The sequence below is a fragment of the Microbacterium commune genome, from assembly GCF_014836945.1.
Classification (GTDB): Bacteria; Actinomycetota; Actinomycetes; order Actinomycetales; family Microbacteriaceae; genus Microbacterium; species Microbacterium commune.
The window spans coordinates 855,515-868,429 of record NZ_JACSPX010000001.1 but is presented as its reverse complement, the minus strand read 5'-3'; the positions used below and the strand labels follow the sequence as shown (position 1 = coordinate 868,429).

The window sequence follows — 12,915 nt, the reverse complement described above, 5'->3', positions numbered from 1 at the left end:
ACATGTCCGACAACACCCGCGAACCAGAAGACATGACCCGCGAGCAGAAGCTGCGCGACCAGTTCCTGCGCGCCGAGCACTCCACCGAAGCCGACGCCGCACCGCGCATCGAGGTGACCGAGCACGACGGGAACGTGCGGATCGACGTGGCCGACACCGCCGCGGTGCGCCCCGGCCCGGGCCCCGGCGTCGAGGGTGCGGACGGCGAGGGCCGCGACGACCCGGCCCGCTGACGTCCTGCGCTGCGCGCGGACCGGGTCCCGGCATCCATCCGCGCATCCCGGCACTCGTCACGTCGTCTCGGCGGCCGCTCCGGTAGCCTCGGAGCATGGCGAATGCAACGGCGCAGACCAAGAAGCGCGAGGCCTTCGGCTCGCGCAACGTCTTCATCCTGTCGGCGATCGGGTCTGCGGTCGGACTCGGCAACATCTGGCGCTTCCCGTACGTCGCCTATGAGGGCGGCGGCGGCGCGTTCCTCATCCCGTATCTGTGCGCGCTGCTGACCGCGGGCATTCCGCTGCTGTTCTTCGACTACGCGATCGGGCACCGCTTCCGCGGCTCCGCGCCTCTGGCGTTCCGGCGCATGAGCCGGGCGGCCGAGCCGCTGGGCTGGTGGCAGGTGCTCATCTGCGTGGTGATCGCCACCTACTACGCCGTGATCATCGCCTGGGCCGCGATGTACACCTGGTTCTCGGCGCAGATCGCCTGGGGCGAGGGCAATGAGAAGGACTACTTCTTCTCCGACTTCCTCCAGATGGGCGACCTCAAGAACGGTGTCTCGCTCGACTTCGTGCCTCAGGTGGGCATCCCGCTGATCGGCGTCTGGCTCGTCGTGATCGTCATCATGGCGCTGGGCGTCAAGCGGGGCATCGGCCTGGCGAACATGATCCTCATGCCGCTGCTGACGCTCATGTTCGCCACCCTCGTGGTGCAGGCGCTGTTCCTGCCCGGCGCCATGGACGGACTCAACGCGTTCTTCACCCCGAACTGGGAGGCGCTCGCCGACCCCGGCGTCTGGGCATCCGCCTACGGGCACATCTTCTTCTCGCTGTCGGTCGCCTTCGGCATCATGGTCACCTACTCGTCGTACCTGAAGCGCAAGACCGACCTCACCGGCTCGGGCCTCGTCGTCGGCTTCGCGAACTCCGGCTTCGAGATCCTCGCGGGTATCGGCGTGTTCGCGGCTCTCGGCTTCATGGCGCAGGCGCAGAACACCGATGTCTCGGGCGTCGCGTCGTCGGGCATCGGTCTGGCGTTCATCGCCTTCCCGACGATCGTCTCGCAGGCCACGGGCGGCTCGATCTTCGGTGTGCTCTTCTTCGGCGCCCTGGTGTTCGCGGGCATCACGTCGCTCATCTCGGTGCTCGAGGTGGTCGTCGCCGCCCTGCAGGACAAGCTCGGCTGGAGCCGCGTGCGCACGACGCTTACGGTGGCGATCCCGGTGGCGCTGGCCTCGATCGCGTTCTTCTCGACCACCACCGCGCTGCAGGTGCTCGACACGACGGACGCGTTCATCAACGCCTTCGGGATCATGGCCGTGGCCCTGGTCGCGGTCATCCTGGTCGCCTGGATCCTGCGGAAGCTGCCGGTGCTGCGCGAGCACCTGAACAAGCGCTCCAGCTTCCGGCTCGGCCGGCTGTGGATGGTGCTGGTCGGGGCGCTCGCGCCGATCGTGCTCGGGTACCTGTTCGTCAGCGAGATCATCGCCAAGATCACCACGCCCTACGAGGGCTATCCGCTCTGGTTCCTGGCGATCTTCGGCTGGGGGATGGTCATCGCCCTCATCGTGTTCGCGATCATCCTGTCTCTGCTGCCGTGGAGTCGCCGTTCGCACGCGAAGGACGATCCCGAATACGACGAGTTCCTCGTCGTCGAGAACTACGAACCGGATGCCGAGACTGGGAGCATCGCCGTGGCGGATGACCGCCGGAAGGGAGCACGACCATGACCCCCACCGCCGTCGTCATGATGATCGTCGCGATGGTCACCGTGTGGGGAGGGCTCGCCCTCGCCGTCGTGAACCTGGTGCGTCACCCCGAGGCTGCGGAGGATGAGCCGGCGCCGCCGGTCGAGCTCTGACCGGTCGAGCTCTGACCGGCCGAGCTCCGCCCGGCCGACGCGGCCTGCCGAAATCCCGGAACACTGGCCGAATAGCCCGCGGGGTGGTTGAATCCGATCATGCCGTCAGCTGGAATGTCGGGCCTCGAGTCGGAGCGTGTCGCCGACGCGCTCCGGGAGGACATCGTCTCGGGACGGCGTCCGCCGGGCTCCCGATTGGTCGAGCGCGACATCGCCGCTGAGCTGCAGGTGTCACGGCTGCCGGTGCGCGAGGCGATCAAGGCGCTGGTCGCCGACGGGATCGTCGTGGCTCGACCGCGCAGCTGGGCGACGGTGCGCGAGTTCTCCCCGCACGACCTGCAGGGATTCTTCGAGGTGCGCGAGGCGCTCGAGACGCTTTCGTTCGTGCTCGCCGCACAGCGCGTCGACGAAGCCGGCATCGCGCTGCTGGAGTCGCTCGTCGCGCAGGAGGCGGCCGCTGCGGCGCTCGGCGACGTCGAGACGGCCCGCAAGGCCTCGACCGCGTTCCACATGGCCGTCGTCCGACTGTCGCAGAACGCGATGCTCCTGGAGCTGGCGAGCTCCCTGGTCACCCGGCTGCGCTGGCTGTTCGGTCAGCACGGCGATCTCGCCGAGATGGCATCCACGCACCGCGAGATCCTCGACGCGATCCGCGCGCGGGATCTGGACGTGCTGCGCCGCCTGGTTCCCGAGCATCTGGCCGAAGGGCGTGCGGCAGCCCACGAGCGTCTTTTCGGGGCATCCGCGCCGCGCCCGTGAACCCACCCCACCGCTGTCGGTGGGGTGCCGGTACGCTCGATTCGGGAGGTACTCGTGGGACGAACAGCTGATGCCGTCGCCGAGGGCGTAGCGATCGCCACGGCGGCCGTTCGGCTGACCGTGAAGAACCAGATCCTGGTCGGGACGATCGCGCAGGGTGGCACCTTCGAGATCGACCATTACATGGACGAGGCCCGCGTCGCGCTGCGCGCGATGGCCGACGAGTCCGAGCAGGCCGCCGAGCACCTCACCGCCCTACGCAAGCGCGCGCGAGGTCGGCACTCCGACCCGCACGGCACCCACGACTACCGCGACCGCGACGTGCGCAACCTGCGTCGTCGCGCGAAGCAGTCACTCGGCGTCGCCACTCACCTGCGCGACATGACGGATGACTCCGAGGCGCTGCGCGCGCTCGTCGAAGAGGCGAGAGCGGCGGCGTGGGCCGACGTGCGCAGCAACCTCGATCGCAGGCTTCGCGTCGAGGGGATGCGCGCGGATCAGGATCCCGAGTACGAGCAGATGCGCGAGGCACGGATGCAGGCGCTGAAGCTCGTCGATCTGCAGGCGCTCTCGTCGGAGCAGCGAGCCCGACGCAAGCGCGAGAAGGCCGCGGACAAGGCGGCGGAGCAGGACGGATCGCGTGCGGAGCGAGACGGCAAGCGCGCGCTCTGGACACGCCGGGGGTGAGTCGGTCGAGCCCCGATTTCACTTCTCCGTGAAACGTGTTGTAGGCTGTTCTTCGGCCCGCTGAGCGGGCCGTGCGCCCCTAGCTCAATGGATAGAGCATCTGACTACGGATCAGAAGGTTGGGGGTTCGAGTCCCTCGGGGCGCGCACTGTGTTGAGACAGTAGTGAAATCCCCGTCGCGAAAGCGGCGGGGATTTCGCCTTTCCTGCGGTCTGATCCGCCAGCGCTCGGCGCGAGCCCTGCGGCCCCGAGAACACCGGTCGGACGTAGGCTGGATGCGTGACTGCGTACGTCTCGGCTTTCGACCTGTTCTCCATCGGTGTGGGGCCGTCGAGTTCGCACACCGTCGGGCCGATGCGCGCCGGAGTCGACTTCGCCGATCGGCTGACGGCAGAAGACCTGCTCAGTCGCGTCGCGCGGGTGCGCTGCGAGCTGTTCGGCTCGCTGGGGGCGACCGGGCTCGGTCACGGCACTCCGGATGCCGTGGTCGCCGGCCTGCAGGGGCTGCACCCCGAGACGTGCGATCCGGCCGACGTGCGCGAGCTGTGGAGCGGCTGGCCCGAGGGGCGCGAGCTGCTGCTGGCGGGAGAGCAGGGCATCCCGTTCGCGAAGGACGACATCGCCTTCGTCCCGCGCACGCGCCTGCCCGGTCACCCCAACGCGATGACCCTGCACGCGCTCGACGCCGAGGGTGAGCCCGTGCTCGAGCAGACGTACTACTCGGTCGGCGGCGGTTTCATCCGCCGCGACGGGGAAGAGGCCCGCGTCGCCGCCGCCGCACAGCCGTACCCGTACGACACCGCCGAAGAGCTGCTCGCGCTGTGCGACGAGACGGGCATGTCCATCGCCGAGATAGCCCGGGGAAACGAGATGGCGGTGCGCTCGGAAGAGCAGGTCGCCGCAGGGCTCGATGCGATCTGGGATGCCATGGCGTCGTGCGTCGACGCCGGGCTGCACTCCGGCGGCACGCTGCCCGGCATCCTGAAGGTGAGACGACGTGCGGGTGACATCCGCCAGCAGCTCGAGGCGGTCGAAGCCGACGGGCATCCCGCACTTCCCGGCGAATGGCTGGGCGCGTTCGCGCTCGCCGTGAACGAGGAGAACGCGGCCGGCGGTCGCGTCGTCACCGCCCCCACCAACGGCGCGGCCGGCATCCTGCCCGCTGTCGCGATGTACTGGTGGCGCTTCCTCGCCGACTCCGGCCTGGGCGTCGGCAACGCGGTCACCCCGCACGGCGAGCTGGTCGGCAGCGCCCTGCTCGGCTTCCGCTCGTCCCCCGCGGTGACCGCCGCCGAGGGATCCGTGAGCGCGTCGAACGGCGATGACGACGCAGTGGCCGAGGCGAACCGGCGCCGCGGCATCCGGCGATTCCTGCTCACCGCCACCGCGCTCGGTTCGCTGTTCAAGGCGAACGCGTCGATCTCGGGCGCCGAGGGCGGCTGCCAGGCCGAGGTCGGCTCGGCGTGCGCCATGGCCGCCGGCGGTCTCACCGCGGTGATGGGCGGCACGGTGCGGCAGATCGAGAACGCGGCCGAGATCGCGATGGAGCACCATCTGGGGCTCACCTGCGACCCGATCGGCGGGCTCGTGCAGATCCCGTGCATCGAGCGCAACGCGATCGCCGCCTCGACCGCGGTGACGGCCGCGCGCCTCGCCCTGCGCGGCGACGGTCACCACTACGTGTCGCTGGACGCCGTGGTCGAGACCATGCGCCAGACGGGCCTCGACATGTCGACGAAGTACAAGGAGACCAGCGAGGGCGGCCTCGCGGTGAACGTCATCGAGTGCTGACTCGTCGGCTCAGTCGCGAGCCGCCCGTCGACGGGTGTGCCGCGTCGCCGTGGCCGACCAGGGGTCTTCGGGCCAGGGGTGCTTCGGATAGCGCCCGCGCATCTCCCCCCGCACCTGCGCGTACGGACCCGACCAGAACGAGGCGAGGTCGGCGGTCACCGCGAGCGGACGGCCGGCGGGGGAGAGCAGGTGGAACAGCACCGGCACACGCCCGCCGACGACCCGGGGCGTCTCTGCCCAGCCGAAGCACTCCTGCAGCTTCACGGCCACGACCGGCTGCCCCGCCGGGTCGTCGAGCGGCGGGTAGGTGATCCGCGCCCGGGAGCCGCTGGGCACCTCGAGCCGTTCGGGCGCGAGGGCGTCGAGGTCGGCCGCGGCCGGCCAGGGCAGCAGCCGGCGCAACGGCGCGGCAAGGTCGATGCGATCCGCCGGCGTGCCGCCTGCGAGGGCGCTCAGTTCCGGATCGAGCCACTCGGCCAGACGGGCGAGCAGGGCGTCGTCGCAGACATCGGGCCACGGCTCGCCGAGCTCACGGTGCAGCAGAGCCATCCGCCGCCGCAGCTCGTCGGCGGCATCCGACCAGGTGAACACGTCGAGACCATCTGCCCGCACCGCGCGCTCCACCGCATCCCGACCCTCTGCGGCAGACGCGCGCACCGGAACGGACGAGCGCACGATCGCCCCGACGCGCCGCTCGCGGCGGGCGCTCACGCGGCCGCCGACCAGCTGCGCCTCGACCCGATCGGTGATGAGGTGGTCGGCGGCGCGCTCGACCTGCTGCTCGGTGATGGCGGCGGCCGCGCGGATCACCGCTCCTGAGCCCGCGGCGATGCGACCGGACGCGCGCGCCACGTCGGCCACGGCCAGCCACTCGGCATCCGCGAGCGGGCCGCTGACTCCCGCGCGGGTTCCGGATGCCAGCAGGAATGTCGAGCCGTTGGACGAGCGCTCGACGCGCCTGGCGATCCGTCCCGGGAACGCGAGCGCGACGACCAGACCGGCGTCATCTGCTCGTCCGCGCCCCGAGCGCGCCGGCGGCGCGAGGCGCATCAGGCGGTCGACCTCGCGTGCCCAGCGCTGAGCGTCGGGACCGCGGCCGTTCCGAAGCGCCGAGAGAGCCGAGACGATGTCGGCGTCGCGGACACGGATGTCACCGCCGACCAGGGCGACCACCTCGGCAGCCGTGCGTGCGCCGACCAGCGCCGACCCGTCGCGGAGCGCCCTGGCGAGGCGCGGATCGGTCGGGATGCGGGAGAGCGCGCGTCCCGCGTCGGTCACGCGGCCGGTGTCGTCGACCGCGCCGAGGGTGCGCAGCACCTCGGTCGCGTGGCGCAGGCTGTCGGCCGGCAGCGGGTCGATGAGCCGCAGGCCGGCCCCGCCCGGTGCGCCCCAGCACGCGAGCAGCAGCGCCGCGTCGGCGAGGTCGGCCGTCGCGATCTCCGGCGTGGGCCTCGCGGGGGCGGCGGCGTACGTGCGCTCGTCGACGCATCGCACGACCGTGCCGGGGCCCTGTCGTGTCGCGCGTCCGGCGCGCTGCACGCAGGAGGATCGGGATGCCGCTGCGGTCACCAGCCCGGTCATGCCACGGGACGCGTCGCGCTGCGGCTGGCGTGCCAGGCAGCTGTCGACGACGAGGCGCACGCCCGGCACGGTCAAGGACGACTCGGCGAGCGACGTCGTGACGATGATGCGCGGCCGATCGTGGCCGGCGCGGCCGCGGATCACGGCGTCCTGCGTGGCCGAGGGCAGCTGCCCGTGCAGCTGCCGCACGTCGACGTCCGGAGCGAGGTCGGCGATGCGGCGTGCGATCTCGGCGACCTCGCGCGCGCCCGGTGCGAAGACGAGGGTGTCGGCGTCGGGTGCGGTCCGGACGAGGTCGCGGGCAGCGGATGCCGCCGTGCCGGCGACATGGTCGAGGAACGAGCGGGTGACGCCTCGCTCATCGAGCCGCGGCGCGGGGCTCGGCGCCCACCGCTCGGTGAGCGGATGAGCCGGGACGCTGTGGTCGACGATCGGCGCAGGCACGCCGTCCGAGCCGAGGACGGCGGCGATCCGCTCGGCGTCGAGCGTCGCCGACATCGCGACCAGCGTGAGGTCGTCGCGCAGCTCGCGCACCTCGCCGAGCAGGCCGATGAGCAGGTCGGTCTCGAGCGCACGCTCATGCACCTCGTCGATGATCACCGCCGAGATGTCGTCGAGGCCCGGGTCATCGAGCATCCGGCGCAGCAGAACCCCCGCCGTGACGAACTCGACGCGCATCTGCGGGCTCGTCTTGCGCTCGCCGCGGACGGTGAAGCCGACGCGCTCGCCGAGCGGCGAGCCGTCGAGCTCGGCGAGGCGACGGGCGGCGGCGCGGGCCGCCACCCGCCGCGGCTGCGTGACGATCACGCGTCCCCTGGTGCGCATCGCCAGCAGGGGAGGCACGAGGGTGGTCTTGCCCGTGCCGGGCGGCGCGCTGATGACCAGCGCGGTGCTCGCATCCAGGGCGCGCTCGACGTCGTCGACGGCAGCCGCAAACGACAGGCCCGCGCCGACGCGGGCGAGATCGAACGTGCGAGAGGTCACGGTTCCAGTCTGCCCGTCCGACGAACCGGGGCCGACACGCCAGGCGCCGCCGGGCGCCCCGGCCCGGGCCGGGTGGCGGGTGCAGGGCGGTACGAACCGGGGCCAGGGCGGGGTCGGGTGCCGGATGCCGGGTGCAGGGCGGTACGAACCGGGGGCCGACACGCCAGATGTCGGACCGATCCTGCGAATCCGTCCGACATCTGGAGTGTCGGCCCCCGGTGTGGGCGGCCGGGAGCGCGTTACGCGCCGGCGGCGGCGGCGTCGGTCGGGTCGTCGAGGGTGCGCTCGACGACCGCGGTCGCCGCGCCGGGGGCGGGGGATGCCGAAGGCGAGGCATCCGTCGCCTGAGCGACACCGGCGCCGAAGCCGCGGCCGACGGCCTGACCCTGGATGATGGCGGCGAGGTCGAGACCCGTCGCCGCGCTCACGCTGTCGAACACCGAGCGCATCGCCTTGGCGTTGTCGCTGCCGACGACGCTGGACGCGCCGTCCTCACCGCTGCCGCCGATGATCGAGACGTTGCCGATGGCGGAATAGCCCTTGGCGAACTCGGCCATGATCTGGGGCAGCACCTCGAGCACGCGCTGCGAGAGGAAAGCCTCCTGGTTGGAGGCGATGGCCTTGGCCTCGGCCTCGACGGCCGCAGCGCGCGCCTCGCCCTCCGCGCGGATCGCCTCGGCCTCGGCATTGGCCCGCAGGCGCCGAGCTTCTGCCTCGGCCTCGGCCTGCGCGCGCAGCGCGTTCGCATCACCGGTGGCCTTCGCCTCGGCCGCGGCGGCCTCACCGGCGGCGCGCGCACGGTCGGCCTGAGCCTGCTGTTCGGCGATGCGGGTGCGTGCTTCGGCCTGCTTGACCTGCTCGATCGCCGCGGCCTCAGCGGACTTCTCGCGGGTGAACAGGTCGGCCTGCGCGCGGGTCTCTGCTTCGTAACGCTGCGCATCGGCGACGCGCTTGACGTCGGCGTCGAGCTGGGCCTGCTTGTTCTCGGCCTGCTGCTGCAGAACGGCCTGCTCCGCCTGCGCGCGGGCCAGCTGCTCGGCCTGCTCGGCCTCGGCGCGAGCCCGCCCGATCCCGGCGTTCGCGTTGGCGGTGTTGGTGTCGAGCGCGGTCTGCTCGATCAGGTTCGCCTCCTGGTTGGCGATGTTCTTCTGGTTGATCGCGCGGTCGGCGTTGGTCTGCGAGATCTCGGCCGCCTGGCGCTTCGCCTGGATCTCGGGTGCGCCGAGCGACTGGATGTAGCCGACCTTGTCGGTGATGCCCTTGATCTGGAACGAGTCGAGGATGAGGCCCTGATCGGCCAGCTCGCTCGAGACGTCGGCGGCGATCTGGTCGGAGAACTTCTTGCGCTCGCGCATCAGCTCGACGACCGACAGGGTCGCGACGATGCCGCGCAGCGCGCCCTCCAGCTGCTCGGTGGTGAACTGCTCGATCGCCTTGTCCTGCGAGGCGAACCGCTCGGCGGCGCGACGGACGTAAAGGGGGTCGGAGCCGATCTTGACGATCGCGACGCCGTCGACGTTGAGCGTGACGCTGTCGAGCGATTGCGCTTCGGCGTTCAGCAGCACCTGGCGTGAGCGCAGCGAGATGATCTCGTGGCGCTGCGTGATCGGGTTGACGAGCGACTTCCCGTTCACGATCACGGTGACGGGCGACTCGGCCATCTCCGAGCTCGTACTGCCGTCGGCGTTGATGACCGCGCGCTGCACCTTCTGCTTGCGACCCGAGATGACGAGCGCCTCGTCGGCTCGGGCGACCTTGATCCAGCTGCGCGCGAACAGCAGCAGGATCAGTGCGACGACGATCGCGGCGACGACCGCGATTCCGATGATGACCAGGATGCCGAGTGCTCCGGCGATCTCCATGGTGACCTTCCCTTCCCCCTTGCAGGTGTCAGGTACACCCTGCCAGAGTCTCGGCGGTCACATCCCCCGCAGCTTCTCCGTGAGGCGAAGCAGCTGCGTGAGCTCGGTGTCGTCGAGGGGAGACATCTTCTCGGCGATGGTGCGGCCGTGCACCGTCGCGAGCTGTCGGAACGCCTTGGCGCCGGCATCCGTCGCGGTGATCAGCGCACCGCGACCGTCGTCGGGATCTATCGCCTTCGTGATGAGGCCGCGCGTCACCATGCGGTCGATGAGCCTCGAGACGCTGGGCTGGCTGATGAGCGACTTCGCGGTGATGTCGCGCAGCCGAGAGGTCATCTCGGGCGCACGCGCGACGGTGAGGAGCACGTCGTATTCGCCCTGCGTGAGGTCGGATCCGTCGAAGTCGACGGCCATCTCCGCCAGCAGCTGGTGCTGCGCGCGGAATAGGCTCTCCCAGGCCTGCAGGGCGAGCTCGCGGTCGGTCATGCTCTCAGCGTAGTGTCGCGGGTCGACGTCGGGCGGCAGCAGTAAGGGCCGGTCGGAGAGGCTTCCGACCGGCCCTTGTCCCTTGCACCAAAGAGAGTCCTGCAATCACATGCGGTGGATGCCACAGCAAACATTCACCGTGTGATGAGCATATAACGACGAGGTAACGAATGCAACGGTTTGGTTACAAAGATTCGGTTGCGCCCGGGGCGGGTCAGCGACCGGCGCGGTCGGATCGGTCGTGTTCACGCTGCTCACGAGCTCGCTGGTGGCCTATGCGCTGGCCCGCAACCTGCACCGCCCGTTCTTCAAAGGCGTCTTCTACTACCTGCTGGCAGCGCTGTTCGTCCCGTTCCCGATCATCATGCTCCCGCTCGTGAAGCAGACCTCGGTGCTCGGCCTCGACAACCCCGCGGGCATGATCATCCTGTACACGATCTACGGTCTCAGCCTGAACGTGTTCATCTACACGGCCTTCATCCGCTCGATCCCGATCGAGCTGGAAGAGGCGGCCCGCATGGACGGAGCCTCGACGTGGCGGGTGTTCCGGCAGATCGTGTTCCCGCTGCTGATGCCGATGAATGCCACGGTCGGCATCCTCACCTGCGTGTGGGCATGGAACGACTTCATCATGCCGCTCGTCGTGCTGACCTCGCCCTCAGACCGGACGCTGTCTCTCGCGCAGTATGTGTTCCAGGGGCAGTACAACACCGACTACACGGTGGCGTTCGCGTCGTACCTGATGGCCATGGCGCCCCTGCTGATCGTCTACATCTTCTCGCAGCGCTGGGTCATCTCCGGCGTGATGCGCGGGTCGATCAAGTAGGGCTGACCAGAGGGATCGGCGCCGACGCGGGAACGCACGCGTCAGTGCCCGACCACGCCCAGCTCGTAGGCGCGGATCACCGCATCCACGCGGTTGCGCAGCTCGAGCTTCGACAGCACCCGCCCGACGTGGGCTTTCACCGTCGAATCGCTCAGGTGCAGGGCCGTGGCGATCTCGCCGTTGGTGCGCCCCTGGCCGATCAGCACGAAGATCTCCCGCTCCCGCGCGGTGAGTTCCCCGAGCGCGCGCTCCTCGTCGTCCGTCTGCCGCCCGCCCAGGTGGGGTGCGGCGGTCGCAATCAGGTGCGCGGTGATCCGCGGCGAGACGACCGCGTCGCCGGCGTGCACGGCATGGATCGCGGCGACGAGCTGCTCGGGCCTGGTGTCTTTCAGCAGGAATCCCGCCGCGCCGGCGCGCAGCGCGCCGAAGGCGTACTCGTCGAGGTCGTAGGTGGTGAGCACCAGCACGCGCGTGCGGGGCCGGCGGGCGAGGATCCGCCTGGTCGCTTCGATGCCGTCGGTGCTCGGCATCCGCACATCCATCAGGATCACGTCCGGATGCAGACGCTCGGCCGCCCCGACCGCCCGCTCACCGTCGTCGGCCTCGCCGACGACGACGATGCCGGGCGTCGCATCGAGCATGAGCCGGAAGCCGTAGCGCACGAGCTCCTGGTCGTCGACGAGCAGTACGCGGATCTCGTCGTTCGTCATTCTCTCTCTCCCCGTTCGTCCCGTCGAAGGCGAGCGGAGACCCGCCACCCTCCGCCGTGCGGGCCGGCCTCGATATCGCCGTCGTACAGCGCGACACGTTCTTGCATGCCTACCAGGCCGCGACCCGGCGAGCGCTCGGCGGTCGGCAGCAGCGGGGCAGCTGAGAAGTCCTGCACGATGATCCTCACTTCACCGTCGTGCCACGCCACCTCGACCTCCACGGAGCGGATCTCCCGGCTGTGTCGAAGGGAGTTGGTGAGCGATTCCTGCACGATCCGGTACACCGTCAGCCCGAGCGCAGCGTCGGCGGGCGGGCTGCCCGTGACAGCGAGCCGCACCGGCAGGCCGGCAGCAGCGAAATCCTGCACAAGCGAGGGCAGGCGAGCGGCGTCGGGTTGCGGAGCCTGCAGCACGTGCGGCTCGGTGTCGTCGGCACGCACGCTCCCGAGCAGCCGCCGCACCTCGCCGAGCGTTCTGCGTCCGGTCTCGGCTACCCGACCCATCGCCTCCTTCGCCTGCTGCGGCTTCTCGTCCGCGGCCAGGCGCGCGCCGTCCGATACGGCGATCATCACGGTCAGACTGTGCGCGATCACGTCGTGCATCTCGCGCGCGATGCGCTCGCGCTCCTGCGCGCGAGCCGTCTCGGCCTGCTGATCGCGTTCGCGCACCAGCTGCGCGGCGCGTTGCCGAAGCTCCCCGAGCTGGCGTCGACGGTGCCCCGCGTTGATCCCCAGCAGTGTCGTGATCAGCAGCAGCGCGGCGAGCAGGCTGAAGAAGTTCAGCCAGTCCAGCAGGGTGTCCCGCGCCTCGATCGGAGGCGCGGACCCGAGCATGTGCGGCAGTCGCGTGCCGCGCAGAGTGAGGGCTCTCGCACCCGCCGCGGCGAGCAGCAGCGCCACGCCCAAGGCCGACCAGGCCGTCATCGGCCGGGCTCGCAGTCCGACCAGGTACATGGCGCCGACGGCGAGCATCCCCTCGGCCCCCGATCCGACCGCCGTCGACGCCAGGGCGAGGGCCATCGCGCCCGCGAAGGCTGCGGGGGGATGTCGATGCCGCAGGACCAGCACGACGATCCCGCCCACTCCGAGTGCGACCAGCGACCACAGCGGTGTGACGAACGGCGGCTCGAGCGAGAGTGCGGCCATCGTGA

12 protein-coding genes and 1 tRNA gene are annotated in these 12,915 nt (G+C 70.6%); 8 read left to right on the top strand and 5 right to left on the bottom strand.

The window, feature by feature from the left end; translation table 11 throughout:
* Positions 1–2: 2 nt before the first annotated feature.
* The 7 genes from H9633_RS03975 to H9633_RS03945 all read left to right on the top strand — a co-directional run bounded on the left by H9633_RS03975 (position 3) and on the right by H9633_RS03945 (position 5,316).
* Positions 3–233, top strand: coding sequence for a multidrug transporter (locus H9633_RS03975; protein ID WP_071644855.1), 231 nt, complete (start codon positions 3–5; stop codon positions 231–233).
* 95 nt (positions 234–328) lie between these two features.
* Positions 329–1,948 (top strand): sodium-dependent transporter, encoded by a 1,620-nt coding sequence (locus tag H9633_RS03970; protein ID WP_191712170.1) that lies wholly within the window; start codon positions 329–331, stop codon positions 1,946–1,948.
* Entirely contained in the window at positions 1,945–2,079 is a 135-nt protein-coding gene (locus H9633_RS03965; RefSeq protein ID WP_071644853.1) for a methionine/alanine import family NSS transporter small subunit, read from the top strand. Before H9633_RS03970 ends, H9633_RS03965 begins: the two co-directional genes overlap by 4 nt.
* Before the next feature lie 99 nt (positions 2,080–2,178).
* A complete protein-coding gene (locus tag H9633_RS03960; RefSeq protein ID WP_071644852.1) occupies positions 2,179–2,838 on the top strand; it encodes a GntR family transcriptional regulator in 660 nt (219 codons plus the stop codon).
* Between the two features lie 54 nt (positions 2,839–2,892).
* On the top strand, positions 2,893–3,525 hold the full coding sequence (locus H9633_RS03955) for an asparagine synthase (RefSeq protein ID WP_071644851.1): 633 nt from the start codon (positions 2,893–2,895) through the stop codon (positions 3,523–3,525).
* A gap of 73 nt (positions 3,526–3,598) precedes the next feature.
* Positions 3,599–3,671: transfer RNA gene (locus H9633_RS03950), tRNA-Arg, on the top strand.
* Positions 3,672–3,804: 133 nt separating this feature from the next.
* Entirely contained in the window at positions 3,805–5,316 is a 1,512-nt protein-coding gene (locus tag H9633_RS03945) for an L-serine ammonia-lyase, iron-sulfur-dependent, subunit alpha (RefSeq protein WP_071644827.1), read from the top strand.
* 9 nt (positions 5,317–5,325) lie between these two features.
* Here the strand turns inward: H9633_RS03945 and hrpB are convergent, their stop codons facing one another.
* The 3 genes from hrpB to H9633_RS03930 all read right to left on the bottom strand — a co-directional run bounded on the left by hrpB (position 5,326) and on the right by H9633_RS03930 (position 10,229).
* A complete protein-coding gene (hrpB, locus tag H9633_RS03940) occupies positions 5,326–7,881 on the bottom strand; it encodes an ATP-dependent helicase HrpB (protein ID WP_191712169.1) in 2,556 nt (851 codons plus the stop codon).
* Positions 7,882–8,120: 239 nt separating this feature from the next.
* Positions 8,121–9,743, bottom strand: coding sequence for an SPFH domain-containing protein (locus tag H9633_RS03935; RefSeq protein WP_225211044.1), 1,623 nt, complete (start codon positions 9,741–9,743; stop codon positions 8,121–8,123).
* A 57-nt stretch (positions 9,744–9,800) separates the two neighbouring features.
* Positions 9,801–10,229, bottom strand: a complete 429-nt coding sequence (locus H9633_RS03930) for a MarR family winged helix-turn-helix transcriptional regulator (protein ID WP_191712168.1) — start codon at positions 10,227–10,229, stop codon at positions 9,801–9,803.
* Between the two features lie 241 nt (positions 10,230–10,470).
* On the opposite strand from H9633_RS03930, the gene H9633_RS03925 reads away from it, so the two are divergent.
* Positions 10,471–11,055, top strand: a complete 585-nt coding sequence (locus tag H9633_RS03925) for a carbohydrate ABC transporter permease (RefSeq protein ID WP_318247186.1) — start codon at positions 10,471–10,473, stop codon at positions 11,053–11,055.
* A gap of 41 nt (positions 11,056–11,096) precedes the next feature.
* Here the strand turns inward: H9633_RS03925 and H9633_RS03920 are convergent, their stop codons facing one another.
* Both H9633_RS03920 and H9633_RS03915 read right to left on the bottom strand, forming a co-directional pair.
* The gene (locus H9633_RS03920; protein ID WP_191712167.1) at positions 11,097–11,765 is read right to left on the bottom strand and encodes a response regulator; all 669 of its coding nucleotides are present in this window, start codon (positions 11,763–11,765) and stop codon (positions 11,097–11,099) included.
* Complete coding sequence (locus tag H9633_RS03915; protein WP_191712166.1) at positions 11,762–12,910, bottom strand: sensor histidine kinase; 1,149 nt, start codon at positions 12,908–12,910, stop codon at positions 11,762–11,764. The genes H9633_RS03920 and H9633_RS03915 overlap by 4 nt, the downstream gene beginning before the upstream one ends.
* Between the last annotated feature and the right edge of the window lie 5 nt (positions 12,911–12,915).